The organism is Nocardioides flavus (ex Wang et al. 2016) (genome assembly GCF_014653115.1).
In the GTDB taxonomy this organism is placed as follows: domain Bacteria; phylum Actinomycetota; class Actinomycetes; order Propionibacteriales; family Nocardioidaceae; genus Nocardioides; species Nocardioides flavus.
Map to the genome: position 1 here is coordinate 36,919 of NZ_BNAD01000001.1, position 26,057 is coordinate 62,975.

General features: G+C 71.3%; 22 protein-coding genes. 16 read left to right on the top strand and 6 right to left on the bottom strand.

All coding sequences use genetic code 11. The features are described 5' to 3' along the window. Positions 1-37: 37 nt before the first annotated feature. Positions 38-670 (bottom strand): response regulator, encoded by a 633-nt coding sequence (locus IE200_RS00175; protein ID WP_191277348.1) that lies wholly within the window; start codon positions 668-670, stop codon positions 38-40. After that, positions 667-2,391: a sensor histidine kinase gene (locus IE200_RS00180; protein ID WP_191277349.1), complete on the bottom strand. Its 1,725-nt coding sequence runs from the start codon at positions 2,389-2,391 to the stop codon at positions 667-669. The genes IE200_RS00175 and IE200_RS00180 overlap by 4 nt, the downstream gene beginning before the upstream one ends. Positions 2,392-2,550: 159 nt before the next feature. Between IE200_RS00180 and IE200_RS00185 the strand changes: the two genes are divergently transcribed. Beyond that, a complete protein-coding gene (locus tag IE200_RS00185; RefSeq protein WP_191277350.1) occupies positions 2,551-3,048 on the top strand; it encodes a hypothetical protein in 498 nt (165 codons plus the stop codon). Positions 3,049-3,082: 34 nt separating this feature from the next. Here IE200_RS00185 and IE200_RS00190 read toward each other — a convergent pair whose 3' ends face one another. Further along, a complete protein-coding gene (locus tag IE200_RS00190) occupies positions 3,083-4,435 on the bottom strand; it encodes an MFS transporter (protein ID WP_191277351.1) in 1,353 nt (450 codons plus the stop codon). Between the two features lie 72 nt (positions 4,436-4,507). On the opposite strand from IE200_RS00190, the gene IE200_RS00195 reads away from it, so the two are divergent. Further along, a complete protein-coding gene (locus IE200_RS00195) occupies positions 4,508-5,503 on the top strand; it encodes a TlpA family protein disulfide reductase (protein WP_191277352.1) in 996 nt (331 codons plus the stop codon). Positions 5,504-5,516: 13 nt separating this feature from the next. Here the strand turns inward: IE200_RS00195 and IE200_RS00200 are convergent, their stop codons facing one another. Then, a complete protein-coding gene (locus tag IE200_RS00200; protein WP_191277353.1) occupies positions 5,517-6,656 on the bottom strand; it encodes a glycosyltransferase in 1,140 nt (379 codons plus the stop codon). A 176-nt stretch (positions 6,657-6,832) separates the two neighbouring features. Here IE200_RS00200 and IE200_RS00205 point away from each other — a divergent pair, with 176 nt between their 5' ends. The 6 genes from IE200_RS00205 to IE200_RS00230 are packed head-to-tail and all read left to right on the top strand — an operon-like array spanning position 6,833 to position 14,043. Next, entirely contained in the window at positions 6,833-7,762 is a 930-nt protein-coding gene (locus IE200_RS00205; protein WP_268245526.1) for a glycosyltransferase family 2 protein, read from the top strand. Between the two features lie 11 nt (positions 7,763-7,773). After that, positions 7,774-8,985 (top strand): glycosyltransferase, encoded by a 1,212-nt coding sequence (locus IE200_RS00210; RefSeq protein WP_191277355.1) that lies wholly within the window; start codon positions 7,774-7,776, stop codon positions 8,983-8,985. Beyond that, a complete protein-coding gene (locus IE200_RS00215) occupies positions 8,982-10,202 on the top strand; it encodes a glycosyltransferase (protein WP_191277356.1) in 1,221 nt (406 codons plus the stop codon). Before IE200_RS00210 ends, IE200_RS00215 begins: the two co-directional genes overlap by 4 nt. Beyond that, the gene (locus tag IE200_RS00220; RefSeq protein ID WP_191277357.1) at positions 10,199-11,995 is read left to right on the top strand and encodes an ABC transporter ATP-binding protein; all 1,797 of its coding nucleotides are present in this window, start codon (positions 10,199-10,201) and stop codon (positions 11,993-11,995) included. The genes IE200_RS00215 and IE200_RS00220 overlap by 4 nt, the downstream gene beginning before the upstream one ends. 3 nt (positions 11,996-11,998) lie before the next feature. Beyond that, complete coding sequence (locus IE200_RS00225; RefSeq protein WP_191277358.1) at positions 11,999-13,015, top strand: CgeB family protein; 1,017 nt, start codon at positions 11,999-12,001, stop codon at positions 13,013-13,015. After that, a complete protein-coding gene (locus tag IE200_RS00230; protein WP_191277359.1) occupies positions 13,006-14,043 on the top strand; it encodes a hypothetical protein in 1,038 nt (345 codons plus the stop codon). Before IE200_RS00225 ends, IE200_RS00230 begins: the two co-directional genes overlap by 10 nt. Here IE200_RS00230 and IE200_RS00235 read toward each other — a convergent pair. Next, positions 14,040-14,879, bottom strand: coding sequence for a glycosyltransferase family protein (locus IE200_RS00235; protein ID WP_191277360.1), 840 nt, complete (start codon positions 14,877-14,879; stop codon positions 14,040-14,042). The two genes, IE200_RS00230 and IE200_RS00235, sit on opposite strands and share 4 nt — an antisense overlap. A gap of 79 nt (positions 14,880-14,958) precedes the next feature. On the opposite strand from IE200_RS00235, the gene IE200_RS00240 reads away from it, so the two are divergent. From IE200_RS00240 to IE200_RS00275, 8 genes are all read left to right on the top strand, one after another. After that, positions 14,959-15,642 carry an acylneuraminate cytidylyltransferase family protein gene (locus IE200_RS00240; protein WP_191277361.1) on the top strand — a complete coding sequence of 228 codons (684 nt, stop codon included), beginning with the start codon at positions 14,959-14,961 and terminating at the stop codon, positions 15,640-15,642. Further along, positions 15,639-16,394 (top strand): glycosyltransferase family 2 protein, encoded by a 756-nt coding sequence (locus IE200_RS00245; RefSeq protein ID WP_191277362.1) that lies wholly within the window; start codon positions 15,639-15,641, stop codon positions 16,392-16,394. Before IE200_RS00240 ends, IE200_RS00245 begins: the two co-directional genes overlap by 4 nt. A 108-nt stretch (positions 16,395-16,502) precedes the next feature. Beyond that, a complete protein-coding gene (locus IE200_RS00250) occupies positions 16,503-18,776 on the top strand; it encodes an N-acetylneuraminate synthase family protein (protein WP_191277363.1) in 2,274 nt (757 codons plus the stop codon). Positions 18,777-18,817: 41 nt separating this feature from the next. Then, positions 18,818-19,846 carry a glycosyltransferase gene (locus tag IE200_RS00255; protein ID WP_229855924.1) on the top strand — a complete coding sequence of 343 codons (1,029 nt, stop codon included), beginning with the start codon at positions 18,818-18,820 and terminating at the stop codon, positions 19,844-19,846. Further along, positions 19,846-20,997 carry a hypothetical protein gene (locus tag IE200_RS00260; protein ID WP_191277365.1) on the top strand — a complete coding sequence of 384 codons (1,152 nt, stop codon included), beginning with the start codon at positions 19,846-19,848 and terminating at the stop codon, positions 20,995-20,997. Before IE200_RS00255 ends, IE200_RS00260 begins: the two co-directional genes overlap by 1 nt. After that, positions 20,990-22,015 (top strand): glycosyltransferase family 4 protein, encoded by a 1,026-nt coding sequence (locus tag IE200_RS00265; protein WP_191277366.1) that lies wholly within the window; start codon positions 20,990-20,992, stop codon positions 22,013-22,015. The genes IE200_RS00260 and IE200_RS00265 overlap by 8 nt, the downstream gene beginning before the upstream one ends. An 11-nt stretch (positions 22,016-22,026) precedes the next feature. Further along, positions 22,027-23,127 carry a glycosyltransferase gene (locus IE200_RS00270; RefSeq protein ID WP_229855925.1) on the top strand — a complete coding sequence of 367 codons (1,101 nt, stop codon included), beginning with the start codon at positions 22,027-22,029 and terminating at the stop codon, positions 23,125-23,127. A 1-nt stretch (position 23,128) separates the two neighbouring features. Next, positions 23,129-24,541, top strand: a complete 1,413-nt coding sequence (locus tag IE200_RS00275; protein ID WP_229855926.1) for a sugar transferase — start codon at positions 23,129-23,131, stop codon at positions 24,539-24,541. Here IE200_RS00275 and IE200_RS00280 read toward each other — a convergent pair. Then, complete coding sequence (locus IE200_RS00280; RefSeq protein WP_191277368.1) at positions 24,507-25,988, bottom strand: polysaccharide biosynthesis tyrosine autokinase; 1,482 nt, start codon at positions 25,986-25,988, stop codon at positions 24,507-24,509. The two genes, IE200_RS00275 and IE200_RS00280, sit on opposite strands and share 35 nt — an antisense overlap. Positions 25,989-26,057 lie beyond the last annotated feature (69 nt).

Sequence of the window (26,057 nt, forward strand, 5' to 3'; positions counted from 1 at the left end):
CAACGGCATCACTCTTTGGTACCGGTGCCGGAAGGACTCAGCGGCCGAGGCCGGCGGCCCTCGCCAGGGTGATCGCGTCCTCGCGCGTGGCGACGTCGAGCTTGGCCAGCATCTCCGAGACGCGGTTGCGGATGGTCTTGGGTGCGAGGAACAGCCGTCCGGACACCTGCTGGGTGGTGAGCCCCCGGGCCAGGAGGTCGAGGATCTCCCGGTCACGGGCGTCGAGGCGGCTGAGGACGTCGGTGTCGGGGACCGCGGACGCGGCGACGCGTACGGAGGCGCTGGCGCCGGCGCTCAGGACGACCGAGCCGGCAGCGGTCGCCCGGATCGCGCCGAGCAGCTCGTCGGGCGGCGCGTCCTTGAGGAGGTAGCTGTCGACGCCCTCGGCCAGGCTGCGCAGCACCGTGACGGGCTCGCGGGCCATGGTGAGGATCACGATCCGGGTCGCGGGCCACCGCTCGCGCAGGCGCAGCCCGAGGCTGACGCCGTCGCCGTCGGGCAGGTGGAGGTCGAGGACGCACACGTCGGGGACAGGGTCGGCCGGGAGGTCGAGCGCGGCCGCGACGGTGCCGGCCGTGCCGACGACCTCCATCCCGGGGTCGGCGCCGACGAGGGCCGACAGGCCGGCGAGGACGACGGGGTGGTCGTCGACCACGACCACCCGGATCACGCGGCGGACCCGGGGATCACGAGGCGTACGACGAGGCCGGCGCGGTCGCCCGGCACGACCTCGAGCCGGCCACCGGCCTCCCGGGCGCGGGTGGCCAGCGAGGTGAGCCCGACGCCGGGCACCACCGGTGCGCCACCGGGACCGTCGTCGGAGACGGTGGCCTCCAGCACGTCGTCGTGATGCGTGACGCGCACCCGGACGTGGCGGGCGCCCGAGTGGCGCAGCGCGTTGGTCACGGTCTCGGCGACGAACCGGTAGGCCACGATCGCGCGGGCCCCGTCGACCTCGTCGACGGCTTCCGCGTCGAGGGTGAGAGCAGGCCCGGCCGCCGTGGCGAACGAGCCGACCAGCTTGGTCAGCGCACCCGCCAGGTCGGCACCGACCAGCGGCTCGGGGGTGAGCGCGGAGACGATGCGGCGCAGGTCGGCCCGGCAGGCGGCGAGGTCGTCCGCGAGCGCGTCGAGGTCCACCGCGGTGCCGGTCGCGCGCGCGGCCTCGACGCGCATGCCCATCCCGGCCAGGGCCGGGCCGAGGTCGTCGTGCAGGTCGGCGAGGATCCGCGCCCGCTCGACCTGGCGCTGCTGGATCACGTCGTTGCGGGCGTGCTGCGCCTCGACCGCGAGGTCGACCGCGCGCGCCGCGAGGGCGACGGTCGGGGCGAGCTGGCGCACGACGGCGTCCTGCCGTGCCTCGAGCCCCTCGGGGTGTCGCGGCCGCACGGCCATGGTGCCGACCCGCTCCTCCCCCACCACGAGGGGGAAGCTCGTCCAGCCCGGCCGGTCCTCGACCTCGTCGAGCACGATCTCGACGGCGTCGGTGCCGCTGGCGACCGCGACGAGGTCCCCGGCCGTGGCGAGCAGCAGCCGCGGGTCGCCGTCGCGCCGCAGGTCGCCTGACAGCGTGACGAGGTCGTCGGGCGAGAGGATGCCGCTGCCGTAGCGACGCGCGACCCAGGCGCGACGCAGCGTCACTGCCGCGGGCGTCGCCATCATGATCGTCACGGCCGCGGCGAGCGCGCCCACCACCTCGGCGCCGAAGATGCGCTCGTGCTCGGCGAACTGCCACATCACGCCGCCGGCCGCGACACCCGCGACCAGGATCCCCACGAGCAGGCCCACGTCGACCAGCGGCTCGATGACGGGGCGCGGCTCGCGCACGACCGCCGACGCGGCCACGGTGCCGGCCACGGCGAGCAGGCCGAGGGTCGCCGCGAGCCCGAAGGCGGTCACGCTCCCCCAGGTCCACGCGGCCGCGCCGGCGGCGACCGCCGCGACACACCACGCGACGATCCACGTACGCCACCGCCGCGCGGCCCGCCCCGACGCCGGCAGCGCGGCGAGTGCCACCGCGAGGACGGGGAGCAGCCACGCGGGACCGGCGGCCGCCCCGGGCTGGGCGCTGGGGAGGATCGCGAGGACCATCGCGACCGGCGTCAGCGCCGCCACCGCCACGGCGGCCCACCCCACGAGCGACCTCGCCGCCCGGTCGACGAGCACCACGCCCGCGATGCCGAGGGGCAGCCAGCCGAGGAGCGGCAGGCTCGCGTCGGCGACCAGGCGGTCGTGCGGCAGCACGAGGATCGGCGGCAGGGCGCCGAGCGAGAGGACCGCGACGGCGAGCAGCACCTGCCCGGACACGCCGCCCGGCTGCGGCGCCTCCCCGGCGCCTTCCTGCGGCGCCTCGGGAGACATACCCGCGATCCGGGTCGACACTGTGGTCATGGCGTCAGTATCCGCGGGAGGGGCTGGGCCGGGAAGGCTCCGGGACCGGCCCGGGACGAGCGCGGGACGAGCCGGGACCGCGGGGCCTCGCGCGCGGGTCACGCCAGGGGCGACCGTGGCCGTGACCGCTCCCGACCAGCACCTCCCGGAGGACCGACCATGACCACCGCACCCGCGACGACCGCTCCCGTCGGTCGCACCACCCGCGTCCCGGCCTACCCGGTGCTCGTCGGCATCGCCTACGGCGTCTGCGTCGTCGGGATGTCGACGAGCATCGCCGCCGAGATGGTGTTCGGCTACACCGGCTCCGGCGAGCAGCCACGCTCGCTCGGCGAGCAGCTGGCCGGGGTGGTCGGTTTCGGCACCCTCGCGCTCCTCGTCTCGGTGCTGTCGGTGCGCCTCCTCCGCTCGGAGCGTCAGCGCCAGGTGGGCGCGATCGTCCTGGGCATCGCGGCCGTGCCCGCCCTCGCCTTCTTCTGGTGCGGCATGCCGGCGATCCTGGGTGCGGCCGCGGCCGCGCTCGCCGGGCTGACGCGAGGGCGTACGCCTGTCGCCGGCGCCGCGCGGGTCTTCGGCCTGATCGGGCTGGCCTTCGCCGTCATCAACCCGATCGCGAACTTCCTCGGCGTGACGATCTCGTGGATCGTGACGTCCTGACGGCCCCGGTCAGGGCGAATCAGCTCGCGACGGCTCAGTCCGCGACGGCCTCGGCGCGCAAGGTCGGGGCGAGCACGAGCAGCCCCAGGAGCGGCAGCACGGCGAGCACCAGCAGCGCGGCCGGCATGCCCAGCGGTCCGCTGATCCCGGCCACCACGGCGGAGCCGACGCTGCCTCCGATGAGGAAGAGCAGCGTCGAGACACCGAGCGCCACCCCGCGTACGTCCTGGTGCACCGCGTCGCCGACGACGGCGCTCAGCGCCGGCTGGCCCAGGCCGAAGGCGAAGGTGACGAGGATGATGCCGGCGACGAGGACGGCCGCACTGGACCAGCCGGCGCCGGCCGTGGCGACCAGCAGGGCAGCAGACGCGACGAGGGCGGAGACGGCGAGGGCGCGGCTGGGTCCGATCCGGTTGAGCAGCGGACCGGTGACCTGCGGGACGAGCAGCGCGACCACGGCGCTGGGCACCATCGCCAGGCCGACCTGCCACGCCTGCCAGCCCTCCCCCAGCAGCACGGCTGGCAGGGCGATGAGCATCGCGAACCACGACGCGGGGACGGACGAGGCGGCGACGGCGCTGCGCACGACGGTGGCGTTGCGGATCACCTCGACCGGCAGGAAGCCGTCGGGGCGCCGGCGCACGGTCGCGCGGACGGCAGGCACGCCGAGCACGAGGAGTGCGGCGCCGATGGCGGCGACCAGCAGGCCCGCGGACGGCGACTGCACGAGCAGCACCATGCCGGCGGCGGTGAGGGCGACGACGACCGCGCCGACGACGTCGAGCCGTGCGCCGCTGCCACCGGTGGGCAGGGCCCGCCAGAGCAGCGGCACGACCAGGGCGCCGAGGATCGGCAGGGCCATCACGGCCCGCCAGCCGTACGCCGCCTCCACCAGTCCACCGATCAGCGGGCCGAGGCAGCTGACCGCCGCCGCGACGCCGGCGAGCCGGCCGAAGGCGAGACCGCGGACCTCGCCGGAGTACTTCGCGGACAGGATCGTCACGCCGAGGGTCGGGACGGCCGCCGCCCCCGCGCCCTGCACCATGCGCGCACCCAGCAGCAGCTCGAAGGTCGGTGCGACAGCGGCGACCAGTGCGCCGATCGACATCAGCACCAGCCCCGCGAGCAGCGGCCCTCGGACGCCGACCAGGTCGGAGATCCGGCCGTAGAGCGCGGTCGTGACGGCCAGCATCAGCACGTAGAGGCTGATGGTCCATGCCGCCAGCCCCGCGCTCACGCCGAGGTCGTCGCCGAGCATCGCGAGGGCGACGGCCGCGCTGGAGGAGCCCATGCCGGCGAGGCCGAAGAGGAGCCCCAACAGCAACGAGACGCGACGGGAGTCGTCGGCGTCCGCGGTCGTCGCTGACGTGTCGTGTGCTGAGGTCATCGAGGGTCAGGAACACCGCGAGGGGCGCCGTTGTTCCCTCCGCGCGGTCGCACCGGGCGTACGGTTCCGCCCATGTCGCAGTCACCCGTCGCTGCTCTCGTGGTCGTGCTGACCCTCGTGGTCGTCCTGCTCACGAGCGGCGTCGCCAAGCTGCGTGACCGCCGCGCGACCCGGGACGCGTTCACCGCGCTCCGCGTGCCGGGGGTCGTCCCGGCCGAGCCGGGTGCTGCGGCCCTCCCGTGGGTCGAGGTCGTCACGGCGGCCCTGCTGCTCGCGGCACCCGCCGCCTGGCTCGTGCCCGTCGCGGTGGTCGTCCTGCTGCTGATGCTCGCCTACACCGCCCTGGTCGCGCGGGCCATGACGTTCGACGAGCCGGTGACGTGCTCCTGCTTCGGCGGCATCGGGCGGCACGACGTCGGAGCCAGGACCCTCGCGCGCAACGTGCTCCTCACCGGCCTCGCCGGCGCCGCCCTCTGGTACGCCCTCGGCGACGGCTCGGTGCCCGCAGCGCTCGCAGCGCTGGACCGCGACGGCTGGTGGGCGGTGGCCGCCGCGGCTGCCGCGTGCGCGGTCGCCGGGCTGGTGGTCGGCACACCCCAGGCGGTCGTCCCTCTGCCCACGGAGGACGCCGAGCTGCTCGACTACGAGCGCCAGGCCATCCCGTACGGCGCCCTCAGCCTGACCGGCGGCCGCACCGTCACGCTGGCGGAGCTCAGCGCGACCCAGGCGCGGCTGCTCGTGGTGCTGAACCCCCACTGCGGCCCGTGCGTGCGCACCGCCGAGCTGCTGGACGACTGGGCGGCGCGCCTGGCGCCGGCGGTGGGCGTGGTGGCGGTCTATCCCGATGCGGCGTCGGCAACGTCTGCGGTGGGGCACTCCGCCGACCTCGCGGCCTGGGAGCCCGAGCTCAACGTCCGCCGTGTCTTCTCGGTCGCCGCGCCGGCCGCGGTCCTGCTGGGCGCCGACGGCTTCCTGGCCGGCGGGCCGGTCGAAGGGGAGGCCGAGGTGGCCGGGTTCGTGGCGGAGGTGCTGGCGGAGGTGGACGAGAGCCCGGCGCCGGCGGAGTGAGCGACGCGGTGGGTCAGCCCTCCGCCACGCGCACCAGCTGACGTACGCGTGCGTCGAAGGCCTTCTCGAATGCGTGCTCCTGCGCGAAAGTCACGCCGGCCAGGGCAGCGCGGCGAATCTCCGGCCGGTCCCTCGACAGGCGCTCGGCGACGTCCGCAAGTGCCGTCCCGCTGCGCTCATCGGTGACCCACGCGAACTTTGCTTCCCGCGCGAACCCGTTGAGCGCCGCGTTCCTGAAACCGAGGATAGGTACGCCCATCCCGGCGGACTCGAGGTAGGTGCCCGACGGGTCACCTTGGGTGTGCGGAAGGACCATCAGGTCGACCTCGTCGGCGACCCGATCCATCCACACAGGGTCGAATGCGACTTCGCCGGCGAACTGCACGGACGGACCCGCCTGGCGTCGCAGCTCGGCTTCCATCGGCCCGGTCCCGAAGATGGTCAAGGTATGCCGAACGCCCCGTGCATCGAGCTCCCGTGAGGCTGCGACCGCATGATTCGGACCCTTCGCGGGATGCAGTCGGCCCGAGAAGCCCAGCCTGAGCGGAGCCGCCCGGTCGGACGCATCGTCAATGCGCTCGCGGGCCTGCTCGACGCGATGGAGTGGAAGTCTCGAGTCGAACACCAGGATCGGCTCGTGCTCGTGCACCCGTCGGGCCGGCCGCCCGTACCAACGCCAGGCGTTCCAGCCGTTGCACGCAAGCGCCGAAGCACGCTTCACCATGTCGCGTTGCACCAGTTCCTGACGCACCGCGCCGGCCATCATGCGGGGCCGGTTGACCAACCTGGAACCCGGCAACGCGTACCGCAGCCGTTCAAGAGCGGGGTTCTCAGCGAACATGACCGTTGGCACCCCCAAGTCGAGCAACGGCCGCTCCCGCACAGCCAACGACAGGTGTAGCACGTCAGGCTTGAGATGGCTCACCAGCTCGACGGTGTTGCCATGCAGTACGTCCAACCCGAGTGCATCGGGGGCGTACCACTGAAGTCCCAGATTGCCCGCGATGTCTGCGTCTGCGGCGGGCCCGACTGCCGTGACTTGGCCGGGCCATCGGTCGACGAAGCCGCGCAGGCCCGTCAACGTCTTGTCGGCCAGCTGCACCTTTCCCCCTGCCACCGGAACAGAGGGCAGCACGACGACGAGGTGCTCCATGACCGCAAGGCTAGGCCTACGTCTTGGCGCTGAGCACCAGCGACCACGCCCTGCGTTCTCGTTGCACCGCCCGAATCGCTCGTCCGCGCCATAGGATGAACACGTCGTTCTGCATCGCAGCTGATCGCGGTCAACAATTCGAATGGACGAGCTTGCGCGATGTGCGGGGTGATGTGATGGGTGAGGCTCGCGTCTCTGTCGTGGTTCCCAGTCGAGGGGGCGCCGCGAGGTTGCCAGTCTTGTTCGAAGCGCTAACCAAGCAGGACTTCGCCGATCCATGGGAAGTCGTGGTGGTGCTGGACGGAGTGGTGGACGAGTCAGCGCAGGTGATCGACCGGTACGCGGAGCAACTTCCCATCCGTTGCATCGAGCTCGACTACAACATGGGACGCTCGGCTGCCCTCAACGCCGGATTCGCCGAAGCCACTGGTGACATCCTCGTTCGCTGCGACGATGACTTGGTCCCGTCAATCAGCTACTTGTCGCTCCACGCCACCGCGCACCGTGCAGGCCCTGTCGGTGCGGTCGGCCTCTACCGCAACGTGTACCCGGACAACTCGTACGCCCGCGCCTATGGCAGGGACTGGGATGTCCGATTCCGTCAACAGGCCTACTCCACGCCGAGCGATCAGCGCTGGCGCTACTGGGCCGGCAACGTATCCGTCTCGCGTGACACCTGGGCATCCGTGGGGCCGTACGACACGAGTTTTCGCAGCTACGGATGGGAAGACGTCGACTGGGGCTATCGTCTCCACCGCCTCGGCATCCCAGTCGTTCTGGAACCCGAACTCGAGACAGTGCACCGCATCGCTGCCACGACGACCGTGACTCGCAGCCAACGGGCCTTCTACGCGGGGGCGGCCAAGCGGCACTTCGAGAAGAAGCACGACGTAAGTCCGTCCGCCAGCGGGTCGGGAGCATGGAACTCGATCGTTCGCGTGGCCGCAAGCCGCCTTAACGAGCCCGGCGTCAGCAAGGTGGCTCGGGTCGTCGACTCCCTGACAAACAGGCTCCCCCCTGGAGCAGCGCGCAAACTGATCGCGCTGAGCGTCGAGTCCGCAGCGACTGCTGGCTATGCGAAAGCCTCGAACGAGGGCCTCATCTGATGGAGAGTCCCGTGGACGTTGCCGTTTTTGCGCCCGGCCTGCTGGCTGGGGGCGGAGCCGAGAAGACGGCACTGTCCGTGGCAGCCGCGCTCAGCGACCTCGGGTTGTCGGTGGTGTGCTTCACCGACCGGCCGATCGACTCTGGGTGGCTCGACGAGCACTTCGGCCTCGCCATTGGCGACGTCCACTTCTCGGTCCTTCCACCTTCGGTTCGGGCGCGAATCCGCGCCCCCCGAGCGCTCCTCGACCTGTGGGAGGACTTGAGGATTCTGCGTGCGGTGAAGAGGGTCCGGCCGCGATTGTTCGTCAACGTGAAGTTCAAGAGTTCTCTTCCGGGAGCAGGGACCGTCAACTGGTACTTCACGCACTTTCCTCACGCGCTCGAGGTGTCCCCACGCTCGGCGCCGCATTCCGCCTACCTTCGTCTGACCGCATGGGCGCGACGGCTATTGCTCCACCGCCAGAACGGAAGCTTCATCGAGACCTACGACCTGGTCACCGCCAACTCCAAGTTCACAGGCGAGCACGTCGCCGAGCGTTGGGGCGTGGTCGCCGAGACGATGTATCCCCCGTGCGACCTAACGCCAGGGACTGAAGCAGCGCAGCCTCGCGATCGCATCATCTTGGCTGTCGGGCGATTTCAAGGTCGCGATGAAGGCGTCCCCCACAAGAATCAACACGTGATGGTGGATGCCTTCTCGGAGCTGGAGGACCTCATCGCGGCAGGATGGGAGCTCCACCTGGTCGGCGCGGCACACGGCCATGAAGCCGAGACCTACCTCGACGAGGTTCGCAGTATGGCCAGCGGGTTACCGGTGCTGATACACCCGAACGCGTCGCAGAGCGAGCTTGCCGACCTGCGGCGCCGCGCGTCCCTGTACTGGCACGCTCAGGGATACGACACCGATGTGCGCACGCGTCCCGAGGCTCAGGAGCACTTCGGGATCTCGACAGTCGAAGCCATGGCGGCCGGCGCCATACCGCTGGTCTACGCAACCGCTGGCCCTCAGGAGATCGTCGCTCCGTTGAACCCCGACTGGACGTGGGAGACCCTTGCCGAGCTGCGTCTGATGACTCGCTCAGTTGCCTTTGCGACTGACACTGCCAGCCACCGTGCCGCCTGCGTCCGGCGCGCGGCGGACTTCGGAGAAGATGCCTTCCGCGAGCAGGTTCGGGACGTGTGGAAGCGCCTATGCGCAGGGCATGCGAGGGAGACTTCATGACCCGCCCAGAGGCGAGCCAGACGAACGACTGGACTGGCCGCATCATCTTTGCCTGTCCTCGGATCCCGGAACTCGGCGGCGGTGGCACATCGACCGAGGCCCTCTCTCGAGCGATGATCCAGAGGGGGGTGGACGTGTCGCACGTGACCCTGAATCCGGGGATTCGCCCATCCGCAGTCCCCACTCTGACCGTGTTCGAAATGGGAGACGCTCATCGGACGCCGGCGTTCCGAGGCGCCCGAGGCGCACGGTCACGAGCAGTCGGTGCGGTGACGGCACTTCGCAAGCGAATCGACCGACGTCGGGGTCTCCGCCGTCTCCGAAGCTTCGTCGAAGCACTCGAACCTCACGACGTCGTCGTGTTCACGAACTTGTTGCCGAAGATCGTCTTAGATGCGTCGGGTTACCGGCGCACTGAGAACTCGCCCATCTTCATCGGCCAGCACCACTCGACGTTCCTCGGCAAGGGTTCGGAGTGGGAGCGCGGGCCGAAGATGCGCCACTTCGACGACGTGGATCTCTTCCTGGCGCTCACGGACGCGGACGCGGACCTCTTCCGAACAGTCGTCAAAGCTCGTTGCGGCAGCGTCCCCAACATCGCTCCTCCGATGGACCGCAGCCGTAGCCGTCCCGCCCCCCACGTCGTGGCGCTCGCTCGCTACGAGCACGAGAAGCGGTTGGACCTGATGATCGAGGCGTTCGCGGCCGCCACCCGTCACGCATACCAGGACTGGCAGTTACATCTATACGGTGAAGGCTCCTTGCGTAGTCAGCTGGAAGAGCAAATCCGGCGCCTCAAGGTCGAGGACCGGGTTCGCCTCATGGGGCGAACCGACGACGTCGAAGAAGTGCTGGGCACTGCGTCGTTGCACCTCATGACGTCGGAGTTCGAAGGCTTCCCCATGTCAGTGCTCGAGGCCTCCGCGATGGGGCTCCCGACCCTCGCGTTCGACTGTTCACCAGGCCTTCGCGCGCTGGTGTCCGACGACTCGGGGGTGCTGGTCGACCCCGACGACCCGGCGGCGTTCTCCATCGAGCTCGAGCGCCTCATCGCGGATGGTGGGCTACGAGCGCGTCTGGGCAACGGGGCCCTCGCGGTGGCAGCGACATTCAGCGGCGACGCTGTCGTCGACCGTTGGTTCGACCACATAAAGGACTGTGTTCGCCGCCGACGTGATGCAGGCAATCCCGAAATGGGTACGGGGGCGGGCTCGTGATCGCGCTGCTCCGTCGTTTCAACGCCCTCTTTGGGCGACCTGTCAAGGTCCGGTTGCTGCTCGTGCTGGTTGGCTCTCTGACAATCGCCTTGGCAGAAGCGGCTGCGATCCTTGCGGTGCTTCCACTCATGGCACTCCTGACAGGCGCGACACCCCGGAGCAGCCGCGAGCTGCGCATTCTTCATGATCTTTTCGGTCAGCCGACACAAGAGCGCCTTGCGGTGTACGTGGCCCTCATCGTTCTTGCCGGCTTCATCCTCAAGGGACTCGCGGCGCTCGCGATCCGGTGGTGGTCAATTGGATTTGTCCTGAGGCAGGGAACTGCGTCGGCCGCGAAGCTCCTTGACTACTACCTGAGGGCGCCGTATGCCCTCCACCTACGTAGGAGCACTCCTGATCTCCTACGTGTGTTGAACGACGGAGTCGTGGCGCTCCATGGACCCATGGTGTTGGGAGGCGTCGCCGTCGTCACCGAGGTAATCACGATCCTTGTCCTCGGGACGGTGCTGTTGGTGGTGAACCCGCTGGGAACCGCGGTACTCGGGCTCTACTTCGGTCTTTCTGCCTGGGCGCTCGGACATGCAGTCAAACGACGGACCCGACAAGCAGGGGCGACGATCATCGACAGCGCCCTTCACTCCAACAAGGCCGCCCTGCACGCGCTTGGTGGCATCAAAGAGATCAAGCTCAGGCACGAGGGATCAACCTTCGTCAACAGGTACCAAGCGGAACGACTTCGGGCTGCCAGCGCGATGAGGGTGCACACTTTCATGGGAGAGCTACCCAAGTACGTCCTGGAAATGCTGTTCGTCATCGGGGTCGGAATCACGACAGCAATCGCCTACACCCAAGATGACCCAGAGGCTGCTCTGGGAACCGTTGCGCTAGTAGGGATTGCCGGCTTTCGCATCTTGCCCAGCGTCGTTCGGATGATGGCTTCCATCAACATCGTCAGGGGAGCCGTACCTACGCTCGACGTCATCGAGCCGGACCTGCTGGCAGCAAACAGCGCGGCCGCGACTGGACGCCAAGGCCCTGTCGCGCGCCTGCCCCTGGAGACCGCCCTCGAGCTTCACGAGGTCCGATTTCGATATGAAGAGTCCAAGGACGACGTCTTGAAGGGCGTCTCACTAACTGTTCCAGCGGGTTCTTCACTAGCCATCGTTGGCGGAAGCGGAGCGGGCAAGACAACCTTGGTCGATCTGATTCTCGGGCTTCACCGCCCTAGCCACGGCTCGGTCTTTGCGGACGGCAAGGACGTTCAGACCGCGCTCGCCGCATGGCAGTCGGGCCTGGCAATGGTTCCTCAGGATGTCTTCCTGCTCGACGAGTCTCTACGCGACAACATCAGATTCACTGCGACCCCGCCGGCCGATCCGGACCACTTGATGGACAAGGTCCTTGCGCAAGCGCAGTTGGAGGACGTCGTGGCCACCGCGGAACATGGCCTGGACACGCATGTGGGAGAGCGCGGTACCCGTCTTTCAGGTGGACAGCGCCAACGCATCGGAATCGCGCGGGCGCTTTACCGCGAGCCGACGTTGCTCGTGCTCGATGAGGCCACGTCGGCCCTCGACAACGAGACCGAACACAAGGTGACCGCGACGCTTGATGAGCTGCGCGGGCAACTCACGACGATCGTCGTCGCCCACCGCCTGTCGACGGTCCGCCACTGCGACCAAGTCGTCCTCCTAGAAGACGGGCGCGTGCGGGCGAAGGGCACCTTCACCGAGCTGTCGCGAACCGACGAGTATTTTGCCCGCTTGGTGAGCCTTGGCTCGCTGGAAGGGTGAAACATGGCGCGCACTCCTCGACGCATCCTCATCGTCGCCCCCGCCTTCCACGGCTACGGCGACTCGATCGCCGGCGCCCTGCGCCGGGCGGGGCACGACGTGGTCGTCCACCCGTACGACGCCAACGCGACTCTCGGCGCCAAGCTGCGCACCAAGCTCGTCCACGAGCTGCCGGGCCGGCTCGGCTCGCGGTCCGGTGCGATCGCACAGCGCCGCGCGCTGACCACACGTGCGGTGGAGGCCGTCACCGCCACACGTCCCGACGTCGTTGTCACCGTCAAGGGCGACGCCCTCGGCACCGACTACTGGGACGCCGTGGATGCGTCGGGCGCCCGCCAGCTGCTCTGGCTCTACGACGAGCTCGCCCGGATGGACTTCGCCGACGCCGTCCTCACCTCGCGCCCCTCGATCGTGTCGTACTCCCCCCACGACGTCGCCGCCCTGCGCGAGCGTGGCCTACGCGTCGGCCACGTGCTCTGCGCCTTCGACCACACCGTCCCCTTCACGCCGGCGCCCAGCGACGAGGTCGTCTTCATCGGTGCCCGCTACCCCGATCGCATCCAGCTGCTCGTCGGGTTGCACGAGCGCGGCGTGCCCGTCCGGGCTTACGGCCGCGACTGGTCGGGGCACCCCTACGACCGCGCCCGCACGTGGCAGATGAGCCGACCCGACGTCCCCTCGGCGCGCGAGGTGGACCGCGCCACCGCGTACGGACTGACGGCCGGCGCCGTCGCGGCGCTGAACTCCCACACCGACCAGGACGGCTTCACCGTGCGGACCTTCGAGCTGCCCGGCACCGGGTCGCTCCAGCTCATCGACCGTCCGGACGTCGACGCGCTCTACGAGCCCTGGCGGGAGGTGCTGGTGTACTCCGGCCTCGACGAGCTCGCGGTCCTCTGCGACCGAGCGCGTAGCGACCGCGGCTGGGCGCGGGCGATCGCCGAGCGCGGCCGCGCCCGCACTCTCGCGGAGCACACGTTCGACCACCGCGTCCCGCTGCTGGAGGACGCATGGGCCTGACCCACCCGCGCGACCTCGTCGCGTGGCAGCGCTGGCAGAAGTCCCGCCACCGGCTGCGCCAGGTCCGCCACGCCGTACGTCCGGGAACCGCGCCGCAGCCGGAGCGGTTCGTGCTGACGACCTACGACCCCGAGCCCCGCCTGCTCGTCGCGCTCGACTCGTCCTCCCCCACCAGCCTCGCCGCCCTCGTCGAGCCGCTCGCGCACCTCGACGTGCCGCTCGCCGTGCTGTCGCCCGGACCCGCCCCCGACCTCGGCGGGCGCCGACCACTGGCGCAGCAGGACGTCAGCGCCGACCTCCCCGCCGTCCTCCGCGGAATCGGCGTCGTCGTCTCGCTCGGCCACTACCTGCCCCGCGGGGAGCGCGCGCACCAGTGGGCGCGCGACCTCGGAGCGCAATCGATCGTCGTCCAGCACGGCGCCCTCACGCCGTACGCGCCCCCGCTGCCGCACGGTGCGCGCCTGCTGGCCTGGAGCGACGCCGACGCCGACTTCTGGAGGTCCGGGCGCACCGACGTCGATCACGAGGTCGTGGGCAGCCAGCTGCTGTGGCGCGCGGGTCTCGTGACAGGCGGCGGGGCGCCTTCTTCGACCAGCGGCGGCGCCGACACGCGGCTGACCTACCTCGGCCAGGGGCATGCCGCCGAGCTCTCACGGGCCCGACTGGTGCACGCGGCCGCGAGCTTCTGCCGCTCGCAGGGCGCCGTCTACCGGCCGCACCCGTCGGAGCACGACCGGCTCTCCCGGCTCACCCACGACGCCTTCCGCCGCCGGGGCATCACGGTGGACGGCACCACGCCGCTGGCCGAGCTCACCGGGCCGGTCGTGAGCGTCTTCTCGACCGGCGTGCTCGAGGCCGCCGCCCAGGGGCGGGACGCGTGGGTCGACTTCCCGCGACCGCCCGCATGGCTCGGGGAGTTCTGGGAGCGCTACGGCATGCACCGCGCGGGATCCAGCCCGACTCCGGCTCCGCCCCGTCAGGCGGTCGAGCCGGCCCGCAACATTGCCGCGATTCTCGCGACCGTCTAGCCGCGTCGTTCGCGCCACTTGTCCCAAACGGGCTTGAGGTAGGGCTTGAGGCGTCCGCGCCACCTCCACGCCTGGGTGCGTGCGGCGATCTCCGGGCGCGTCATCGGACTTCGCACCTTGACGCTGAACCGGTCGAGCAGGTCCTCCGGGACCAGCTCCTGCCCGATGCCGAACCTCTCGGCGAACGCCACGACACCGATCTTCTTGTCGGGATAGCCGCAGAAGTGCATCACGAAGGCGTCCGAGAGCGAGTCCTCGTAGTAGTGCCCGCGTGAGTTGAGGGCATGGTGCTCGACGATGCGCACCCGGTCACGATGCCCGCGCGTCTCCATCCACCAGACGAACAGGTCCTGGTCCCCTCCAGTGAAGGTCCCGTGCCGCTCGTCGTCCCACCAGTCGCGCGCGAACTCGAGGTGACTGTCATCCATTACCGACAACAGGTCGAAAACCTCCGGCGAGCGCTTCAGGCACATGACTCCGGTGTTGGCCACGGACCAGAAACCGTTGGGCTCGAGCGGCCCCTCGGCGATCACGATGCTGTGACCGTCGGCCTCGGCCTGCTCGATCAGCTGCCTGAACCCATCACGGTCGAAGTCGGTGATGAACGCATCGTCGTCGAGCCAGACCACCCAGTCGTAGCGCGGCAGGACGCGGGCGAGGATCGAGGTCTTGTAGAAGAACTTCGTCCCGATCCCCTCGTCCACACCGCACTCGAGCCGGTAGTCGAGCTCGTGCAGCCGCGCGTACACCGCGTGGTTGACGTACGACCGGAGCCGGATCTCGTCACCACCGGACACCAGACAGATGTCGGCGCCGTCGCCGATCCCCCGTTGCACCTCCGCATCCTGTCACGGTCGCCGTGCGGCTGTGGAACACTCGCGTCCATTCGTTGCGACACATGAGTGAAGGGGCGGCGTGACCTCCGTTCTCTGCGTCATCCCCGCCCGCGGTGGCTCCAAGGGCGTCCCCCGGAAGAACCTCCTCGACGTCGGCGGCAAGCCCCTCATCGCCTGGACGATCGAGCAGGCGCTGGCCACGCCCGGCCTCGACGTCCTCGTCTCGACCGACGACGAGGAGATCGCCGAGGTCGCCCGGGCCGCCGGGGCCCGCGTGCCGTGGCTGCGGCCGGCCGCGCTCGCGCAGGACACCACCCCCACCGAGCCCGTCGTACGCCACGCGATCGAGCAGGTCACCGCCGAGCGAGACCGGCCCGACGCCGTGATGCTGCTCCAGGCCACCTCCCCCGTCCGGCACGACGACACCCTCACGCGGGCGCTGGCCGAGTTCGCGGCGACCGGCGTCGACTCGATGGTCGGTGTCGTGGAGCAGCCGCCCTTCATCTGGCAGGCCGGCGACCCGCCCCGCGCGGCGTACGACGTGGGCGCCCGGCCGCGCCGCCAGGACCTGACCGAGGAGACCCGCCGCTACCGCGAGACGGGCTCGCTCTACGTCACGCGCACCGAGGTCTACGAGCGGTTCGACAACCGGCTCGGCGGGCGCATCGGACTGTTCGTGATGGCCGAGGACGAGGGCGTCGACATCGACACCGAGCTCGACGTCGCACTGGCCGCCCGGCTCCTGGCTGGAGGCGTCCGGTGAACACGGACGCAACGGATCCCGAGCACTTCAGCGTCGTCATTCCTACCCTTCAGATGTCACCGCTGCTCCCCAATCTCCTGAGGCTCTACGACGATCACCCCTTGGTCGATGAAGTCATCGTGATCAACAACTCGACGGCTCCGCTCGACCTCCACGCCGCGAAGCTGCGCATCCTGGACCAGGAGTCCAACATCTTCGTCAATCCCGCCTGGAACCTCGGCGCGCAGACCGCGACATCCCCGCTCCTTGCGATTTCGAACGATGACATCCTGATCGAGCCCGAGCTCCTCGACTCGGCTGCGGAGCGCTTGCTCTCCGGGGCCGTCGGCATCATCGGCGGTGACATCAGGCTCACAGGTGTGCCGAGAGGGCGCCCGCGTTTCTCCCGTGTCTATCGACGCCCCGAAGGATTTGGGGTGCTGATGCTCATGCGCACCGAGAACTACGTCCCGATCCCGGACGAGCTCAAGATCTGGCAGGGGGACGACTACCTGTTCCACCGACAGTCGGGCCACAACTACTGCTTCCGGGGCTTCCGTCTGGAGACGCCACACCACGTCACAGCAGGGCGTGCCGAGTTCAACGCCCAGAAGGCCGACGACTTCGCCCTTTACATGCGCGACCACCACCGTCGGTCGAGCTACTGGTCCCAGCCTGGGCTCGACTTCCGTGCGCTGAGGATGGCGATCGCGGTGCGCCGGCTTCTCCGTCCACTTCCGACGACGTGGCAGGACAGGCGCGGTGCGCGGTGAGCCCGACCGGCACGGATGAGGGTTGCGACGCATTGACGCGAGTGCCCACGCGCCGGCGATCCGCTGGCTACCGTTGTCGCACACGTACTCCCACGGAAGGCCTGCGCCTTGATCATCGAGCGTGACCTCACGCCGTACGTCGTCTACTCGGGCGACCCGGTGCTGCGCGCCCTCGAGAAGATCACCGCCAACAAGGCGCGGGTGATCTTCCTCGTCGACTCGCACGGCCACCTCGACGGCGTGCTCTCGGACGGCGACTTCCGCCGCTGGGTCAGCGCGGCTGCCACCCTCACCACCGACGCGCCCGCGATCGAGGCCGCCAACACCTCGCCGCGCAGCCTCCCGATCGGCAGCAGCCCCGCCGAGATCTCCCACGCCTTCGGATCCGGCATCGACCACGTCGCCCTCGTCGACGACCGCGGCCACCTCGTCGCGATCGCGATCAACCGCGCCGACGAGCTCCGCATCGGCCGCCACGTCGTCGCACCCGACGCACCGGCACTGATGATCAGCGAGATCGGCATCAACCACCAGGGCGAGGTCGGGCTGGCCAAGCAGCTCGTCGACCTGTCCGTCGAGGCCGGCGCCGACGTGGTGAAGTTCCAGCTGCGCGACATGGACTCGCTCTACCGCCAGGGCTCCTCCGGCTCCGGCGGCGAGGACCTCGGCCCGCAGTACACCCTCGACCTGCTCGCGAAGTACAACCTCGCCGCGGACGACCTCTTCGAGGTCTTCGACCACTGCCGCGACGTCGGCGTCGACGTCATGTGCACCGCGTGGGACCCGGTCAGCGTCGACCGCCTCGTCGACTACGGCGTCCCCTCGCTCAAGGTCGCCTCCGCCGACATGACCAACCACTCGCTGCTGCGCCACATGGCCGCCAGCGGCACCCCGATGGTGATCTCGACCGGCATGTCCACCGAGGGCGAGATCCGCGAGACCGTCGACCTGGTCCGCAGCACCGGCGTGGCGCACGCGTTCCTGCACTGCCAGTCGACCTACCCGGCGCCGTTCAAGGACGTCAACCTCGCCTACCTCACCCGGCTCGCCGAGCTGACGCAGGCGCCGGTCGGCTACTCCGGCCACGAGCGGGGCTTCCACGTCGCGCTCGCCGCGGTCGCCCTCGGCGCACGGATCATCGAGAAGCACTTCACCGTCGACCGCGACCTCGAGGGCAACGACCACAAGGTCAGCCTGCTGCCGGCCGAGTTCAAGGAGATGGTGCAGCGTGTCCGCGAGGTCGAGGAGGCGCTCGGCACCACCGCGCCCCGCGCGGTCTCCACCGGCGAGATGATGAACCGCGTCAACCTCGCCAAGTCGCTCGTCGCGGCCCGCCGCATCGAGGTCGGCGAGACCCTCACCGACGCCGACATCGACATCAAGAGCCCCGGCCGCGGGCTGCAGCCCAACGCCTACGACAAGCTGGTGGGACGTACGACGACCCGCGCGCTCGACGCCGGCGACTTCTTCTACGCCACCGACCTCGGCGACGCCGCCCCGCGCGGGCGCGACTACGACTTCGACCGCCCGTGGGGCCTCGCCGTGCGCTACCACGACATCGACGCCATGACCCGGGACACCACCCCCGACTTCCTCGAGTTCCACTTCTCCTACAAGGACCTCGACCTGCCGGTCGCCGACGTCTTCGCGAAGTACGACGGCGGGCTCCCGATGGGCTTCACCACGCACTCGCCCGACCTCTTCGCCGGCGACTTCCTGCTCAACCTCGCCTCCGAGGACGACGCGCACTGGGAGCGCTCGATCCGCGAGCTGCAGCGCGTCGTCGACACCACCCGCGAGATGCAGCAGCACTTCACCAAGGGCGCCGACGCGAAGGCCAACGCCGAGGGCCCGGTCATCGTGGCGAGCCTCGGCGGCTTCACCACCGACGCGTTCGTCGCGCCGGCCGAGCGCGAGCGGATGTACGCCCGGGTGGCCGCCGGCCTCGCCCGGGTCGACGACTCCGGGGTGCGGCTGTGCGCGCAGACGCTGCCGCCCTACCCGTGGTACATGGGCGGCCAGCTCTACTGCAACCTCTTCGTCGACCCGCGCGACACCGCGGAGTTCGCCGAGCGCCACGGCCGGCGCCTGTGCTTCGACGTGTCCCACTCCAAGCTCTCGGCCAACTACCTCGGCATGTCGTTCGCCGAGGCGACCGCCCTGCTCGCGCCGCACACCGAGCACCTCCACCTCGTCGACGCGACCGGCGTCGACGGCGAGGGCGTGCAGGTCGGCGATGGCGAGATCGACTGGGCCGTGCTGGCCGGGCAGCTCGCCGAGCTGGCGCCGGGCGTGAGCTTCATCCCCGAGATCTGGCAGGGCCACGTCAACGACGGCGAGGGCTTCTGGATCGCCCTCGAGCGGCTGGAGCGATGGTTCTGAGCCAGCCCACCCCACCACCGACCGCGCTGTGGGTGGTCCCGGTGAGCGACCTGGCCGGGGTCGCACGGCACGTCCTCGACGTCGCGCGCGCCGGCGTCCCGGGCTGGAGGCTCGTCTTCCTCGCCCCACCCGGTCCGCTGCCCGACCGGCTGCGCGAGCTCGGCGCCGAGGTCCGCGAGGGGGCCCTCGGTCCCGCCCACGGCCTGCGCGCGTCCGTCGCGACGCTGCGCCGGGTCGTACGCCGCGAGCGCCCCGCGGTGGTGCACACCCACCTGGCCCACGCCGACGTCGTCGCCGCTCTCGCCGTCGGCCTCCGGCTCGGTCGTGGCCCGCGGCTGGTGACCACCGAGCACGGCATCGCCCGCGACGACGCCGTCTACCACCGCTCGTCGGCCCGGACCCGGGCCATGGCGGCCGTGCACGCCGCTCGTCTGCGCCGCGTCGACGCCGCGATCGCCGTGAGCCGGGCGACCGCGGACGCGATGGCCGACAAGTGGCGGCCGCGGACTCCGGTCACGGTCGTCCCCAACGGCCTCGACCCGGTGGCGGCCCTGCCGCGCGCTCCCGGCCTGCGGGTCCTCTCCCTCGCGCGGCTCGCGCCGGAGAAGCGGCTGCCGTCGCTCCTCGACGCCTTCGCCGTCCTGCGCCACGACCACCCCGAGGCGCGCCTGACACTGGCGGGGACCGGCCCGGAGGACGCGGCGCTGCGCGAGCAGGTCGAGCGGCTCGGGCTGCGCGACGCCGTCAGCCTGCCCGGCTTCGTCGACCCCGTGGCGGCGATGGCCGAGCACGACGTGCTGGCCATGCTCTCGGTCTGGGAGAACTGCTCCTACGCCCTGCTCGACGCCGCCGCCCGCGGGATGGGCGTCGTCGCCAGCGACGTCGGCGGCAACCACGAGGTGCTGCCGCCCGCCTCCCTCGTGGACGCCGAGGACCCGTGCGCGGTCGCCGCCGCGCTGGCCGCCCAGGGTCTCGACCCCGCCGTCCGCCCGACGCTGCCGGACTGGCCGACGGTGGACGACATGTGCGCGCGGATCTCGGAGACGTACGCCGCGGCAGGGGCGCGATGATGGCCCGCATCGACACCCCCTGGAGCTTCCCGGACCGTACGGTCGAGCGGGCCGACCTGGCCGACCGCGAGATCCGCGCGAGCGACTTCCTGCTGATGGCCGTCCTGCCGGTTCGCGCGCTCGAGGTCGCCGGGATCCCGGTCAACGAGCTCGCCATGGCCGCGCTGGTCGTCCTCTGCACGATGCGACCGGCGCGGGGAGGCGCGCGGCTCCACCCCGCGGTCGTCCTGGCCATCGCCGCCCTGCTGGCCCTGCTGACGTTCTCCGGCGTGGCCAACGACGTCGACTGGACCCGCCGGGTGGGCCACGTCGCGATCCTCGCTGGGCTCGTGTGGGCCCTCGGCACCGGACGTGTCTCGCTGCGCTCCGCGGCTGCCGGCCTCGGTGCCGGCCTGGTCGCCGTCATCGGGCTCGCCGTGGTCGGCATCGGCGGGGACACCTACCCCGGGCGGCTGACCGGGTTCCTCGGTGACCCCAACGCCGGTGCCTACTTCATCGTCGTCCTCGGCACCCTCGCCGTGCTCTTCGCCGACGACCGGTGGAAGGTACGACTGGCAGTGGCGCTGCCGCTGCTCGCGGGGCTCGTCCTCACCTTCTCCCGCACCGGCCTCCTGGCGGGGGCGCTCGCGATCGCCTGGGTGTTGGCCGGCCGCCGTCTGGGTGCCCTGGGAGGCGCCGCCCTCGTCGCCGCGCTGGTGTGGCTGGTCGACCACATCCCCGACGACCTCGTCCTCTTCGGCCCGTTCTCCAACCGGTCCGGCAGCGACGACCTGCGCGAGCGGATCATCGCGCAGGAGCACGTCGAGCTCGCCGCCGCACCCTGGCACGGCAACGGCCCCGGCACGGCGAGGGTCGTCGTCCGCGGGCTCGAGTTCTTCTTCCACAACAGCTATCTCGCCGTGCGGCAGGAGGGCGGCTGGATCGCGCTCCTGCTGGTCCTCGCGCTGGTCGCCCTCGCATTCGTCCAGCTCGCGGCACGCTCGCGCGCCGGCGACCTCGCCGCCGCGGGCGCCCAGGCCGCCCTCATCGGGTCCCTCGTCATGGCGATCACGCTCGGCGAGGTGCTCCTCGACACCCCCGTGGCGATCGCGGTCGGCTTCGCCCTCGGCCAGCTCCTGCGCCCGCCGCCCGAGGGAGTGCCGGATGCCTGAGCGGATCCACCTCGCGGCCAACAACCCGGACCTGGGCGGCGGCGAGCAGGTGCTGCTGCGCCACGCCGAGGCGCTGCTCGCGCTCGGCCACCCGGTGACCGTGGTGGCCGCCGACCGTCCCACCGAGGTCCTCGACGCCGCCGCCCGTGCCGGGGCCGACGTGGTCGCGATCCGCGCCGACGGGCGCCGCGACCACCTCCGCCGGCTGCGCGCCTGGGACCGTACGGAGCGTGAGGGCCTGCTGTGGTGCCACGGGCTGGTGCCCGCCCTCGCCACGGCCGGGCACCGGCGCCGCATCGTGCACCTGCACCAGGACCCGCGCAGCCGCGCCCAAGCGCTCGCTTCCCGCATCGCGCGCCGGGGTGCGCTGGCCACCCTGGTGCCGTCCGCCGACATGGCGGCACGCGTGCCCGGCAGCCGGGCGCACCCCAACTGGACCGCCGACCTCCCCCTGCTCGACCGGCCGGACGACGGCTCCCGCGACGTGGGCTACCTGGGGAGGATCTCGACGGACAAGGGCGTCGACGTCCTCGCCCGCGCGCTCGTCCGTACGGACTCCGCGCAGCGGCTGCTGCTCGCCGGCGACAGCCGTTATGTCCCCGACGCCGACGTGCGCACCGTCGAGCAGGCCCTCGCGGCGCTGGGTCCGCGCGCCGTGCGCCTCGGTCACGTCACCCCCACCGACCTCTTCGCCCACGCCCGTGTCGTCGCCTTCCCGAGCGTGTGGGCCGAGCCGTTCGGCCTGGTCGTCTCCGAGGCGATGGCGGCCGGCGTGCCCTTCGTCGTCTCCGACGCGGGTGCACTGCCCGAGGTCGCCGGTCCCGACCACCCGTGGGTGGCGCGCGCCGGCGACGCCGACGACCTGGCCCGCGTCCTCGCCCGCGCCCTCGCGGCCACCCCGGCGGAGGTGCACGAGGTGACCGCACGCGCCCGCCGGCGCTGGGAGGCGCACCACTCACCCCAGGCCGGCCGGCGACGGGTCGAAGCCCTCCTCGCGGACCTCGGGGTGGTCTCGTGAGGAGGCCGTCGGTGGCGATCGCCCACGACTACCTCACCCAGCGCGGGGGCGCCGAGCGCGTCGTCCTCTCACTGATGCGCGCCTTCCCCGAGGCCGCGGTCCACACGACGCTCTACGACAGCGACGGCACCTACCCCGACTTCGCCGGCGCCGACATCCGCACCTCGCCGCTCAACCGGCTCGGCCCGCTGCGCCGCGACCACCGCCTGGCCCTCCCCCTCCTCGCCCCGGCCGCGTCGCGGCTGCGCGTCGACGCCGACGTCGTCGTCGCGTCGAGCAGCGGCTGGGCCCACGGCTTCGAGACCGGCGACCGCACCCGCACGGTCGTCTACTGCCACAACCCGGCCCGGTGGCTCTACCAGACCGACGAGTACCTCGGCGGCGCCGCGTGGCGCTCCCCGGTCGGCCCCCCGCTGCTGGCGTTGCGGCCGCTGCTCAGGCGGTGGGACCGGCGCCGGGCCGAGCGCGTCGACGTCTACCTCGCCAACAGCCGCGTGGTGCAGCAGCGCATCCGCGAGACGTACGACCGCGACGCCGAGCTGCTGCCGCCGCCGCACGGCATGGACGCCTCCGCCCCGACCGAGCCGGTGCCCGGGCTCGCCGGCTGGGACCCCGGCTACGCGCTGGTCGTGTCCCGGCTGCTGCCCTACAAGAACGTCGACGCCGTCATCGAGGCCGTGCGCGGCACGCCGCGGCGCCTGGTCGTGGTCGGCCGCGGGCCGGAGGAGTCGCGGCTGCTCGCCACGCTCCCCGACAACGTGCGCATCCTCGGGGGCCTCCCCGACGCGCAGCTGCGCAGGGTGTACGCCGGGGCGGGTGTCCTCGTCGCGGCCAGCCACGAGGACTTCGGCCTGACGCCTCTGGAGGCCGCGGCCTTCGGCGTCCCGGCCGTGGCCCTGCGCGGCGGGGGGTTCCTGGAGACCGTCGTCGAGGGCGAGACGGGCGTGTTCTTCGACTGCCCCGAGCCCGCGCAGATCGCTGCCGCGCTCGCCATTTCCGACCGGCACGGGTGGGACGGTGCGAGACTGCGGGCGCGGGCCGAGGAGTTCGGTGAGGCCAGGTTCATCGACCGGATCCGCGCGATCGCGCTCGGGGAAGGGACGGTGGCCTGACGTGCGTCCCGAAGGCATCCGGCTGCTGCCGTGGCTGATCGGTGCCGTCGACCTCGTCATGATCGCCCTGGCGACCGTCCTGGCGATCCGCCTGCGGATCACACTGCCGATCTTCTCGGCCGCCGGCGACGTCCTGGAGAACACCGCCCTCGCCAGCGTCTTCTTCCTCGGCACCTGGCTGGTGCTGCTGGTCTACTCCGGCGCCTACGAGCCGCACGTCTTCGGCGCGGGCACCGAGGAGTTCAAGCTCGTCGTCAACGCGTCGTTCTTCACCGCCGCGCTCGTCGCGACCATGGCCTACCTGATGCAGTACCCGCTCTCCCGCGGGTTCTTCGTCCTTTACTTCCCCCTGGGCGTGATCGCGCTGCTGGTGGGGCGGCTGCTCAGCAGGCGGGTCATCCAGCGACTGCGCAGCGCCGGGCACTTCAACGAGAAGGTGCTCCTCGTCGGCACCCCGGGCTACATCGGCGAGATCCACACCGTCCTGGCCCGGGAGTCCTGGCTGGGCTACGACGTGATGGGCTGCCTGGTCCCCCGCGACTACGCCGGCCTGGAGGTCACCTCGGCCGGGGTGCCGGTGCTCGGGCTCAGCGAGGACGTACGCGCGGTGGTCGACGAGGTCTCGCCCGACGTCGTCTTCTTCACCGCCGGCGCCGTCAGCTCCTCGACGCAGCTGCGCCGCCTCGCCTGGGACCTCGAGGACCACGCCCACGTGCAGATCATCGTCGCCCCCAACGTCACCGACGTCTCGAGCGAGCGGGTGCGCATCCGCCCGGTCGCCGGGCTGCCGCTGATGCACCTGGGCCGCTCGCGCTCGCAGCTGGCGACCAACGACGCCAAGCGCGCCTTCGACGTCATCGGGTCGCTGACCGTCCTCGCCCTCACCTGGCCGCTCCTGGTGGTCATGATGCTCTGGATCAAGGTCCACGACGGCGGGCCGGTGCTGTTCCGGCAGACGCGCGTCGGTCGTCAAGGGGTCGAGTTCACCTGCCTCAAGCTGCGCTCGATGGCGATCGACGCCGAGGACCGGCTCACCGAGCTCGAGGCCCGCGACCACGTCCTCTTCAAGAGCGCCGACGACCCGCGCGTGACCCGTCCGGGCCGCTTCATCCGGCGCTTCTCCCTCGACGAGCTCCCGCAGCTGTGGAACGTCGTGCGCGGCGAGATGAGCCTGGTCGGGCCCCGTCCCCCGCTGCCCACCGAGGTCGAGCAGTACGAGGACGACATGCTGCGGCGCCTCAACGTGATGCCCGGCATGACCGGGCTGTGGCAGGTCTCCGGGCGCTCCGACCTGTCCTGGGAGGACACCGTGCGCCTCGACCTCTACTACGTCGACAACTGGTCGATGGTGCAGGACCTGCTGATCCTCGCCCGCACGGTCACGGCCGTGCTGGGGAGCCGCGGCGCGTACTGACCGCGTCGTCGGTCTCGGCGGGGACCGCATCACTCGGGGCAGCCACGGCCTCGGCGGTCTCGCTCGGGGTCGTCTCGCCGTAGCCGCCGTAGCCGCCGTAGCTCCCGTAGCCGCCGCCGTAGGCGATGGCCGCGGCACCCTTGACCGGGGCCTTGTTGAGCACGACGCCGAGGAGGCGGCCGCCGACCTGGTCGAGGATCCGGCGGCACTGCTGGCTCTGCTCGATCTGCGTCCTGCCGGCCGCCTGCACCAGCAGCGCGCCGTCGCAGAGCGCCGACAGCAGCCCCGCGTCGGTGACCGGGAGGAGCGGCGGGGCGTCGAGGATCACGAGGTGGTCCTGCGACAGCTCGTCGACTAGCTGCTTCATCCGCAGCGAGCCGAGCAGCTCGCTGGGGTTGGGCGGGATGCGTCCCGCGGGGAGCAGGCTGAGGTTGGCCATGCCGGACTCGACGATGACGTCGCGGACGTCGACGTCGCCGGCAAGGGCCTGGGTGAGGCCGACGGCGCCGTCGATGTCGAACGTGGTGGCGAGCATCGGACGGCGCAGGTCGGCGTCGACGAGCAGCACGGGGGTGCCGGCCTGCGCGACGAGGCGGGCGATGTTGGCCGAGACCGTCGACTTGCCCTCCCCCGCGAGCGCGGAGGTCACGACGATGCGGCGTGGCTCGTTGTCGACGTCGACGAAGCGCAGGTTGGTGCGCAGCTGGCGGAACGCCTCGCCCGCACGTCCCAGGTCTCCGCGTACGCCCCGGTGCACCAGCCCGAGCGAGTCCTCCTTGGGGATGACGCCCAGCACCGCGGCACCCGTGGCCTCCTCGACGTGCGCGGCCGAGCGGATGCGGCGGTCGATCAGCCGGCGCGCGATCAGCACGGCGTACGCGAGGCCGAGCCCGCCGGCGGCGCCCTTCATGGCCGCGGTGGGGTAGTCCGGGCTGAACGGGGCCGTCGGCAGCCGCGCCTCCTCGACCGGGACGATGCGCGTCAGCGGGGCCTCGCGCGGGTTCGCCTCGCCGGTCTCGACCTCCTGGGCGTAGACCACCACGGCGTCGACGACGGCGGTCGCCAGGTCCCGCGCCTCCTCGGGCGTGCTGCCGATGGCGGTCACCGTCAGGGCGTTCACGTCGGCGTCGACCGACGCCGAGAAGCGACCCGCGATGGCGCTCGGCGGCACGTCGAGCCCGAGGTCCTCCACGACCTTCTCCGCCACCGGGGTCTTGGAGACCAGGAAGGCGTAGAGCACCGCCTTGTCCTCGGCGAGCTGGGAGTTGCCCTGCTCCTCGCCGGCGGTCGTCGCGGTGCCGACCTGCACGAGCCCCGAGGAGGTCGCCGAGTAGAGCACGGGCTCGCGGGTGGTCCAGGCGACCATCAGCACCGCGCCGAGGACCGTGCAGCCGACCAGCACCCACACGTAGGCGCGGCTGAGCCGCACGAGGTCCGCGAAGGTCATGCTCGCGAGTGTAGGACCTCCGACGCGCTCATCTGGGCCGAAGCGGGACACTCGGGCTGGCACCATGTG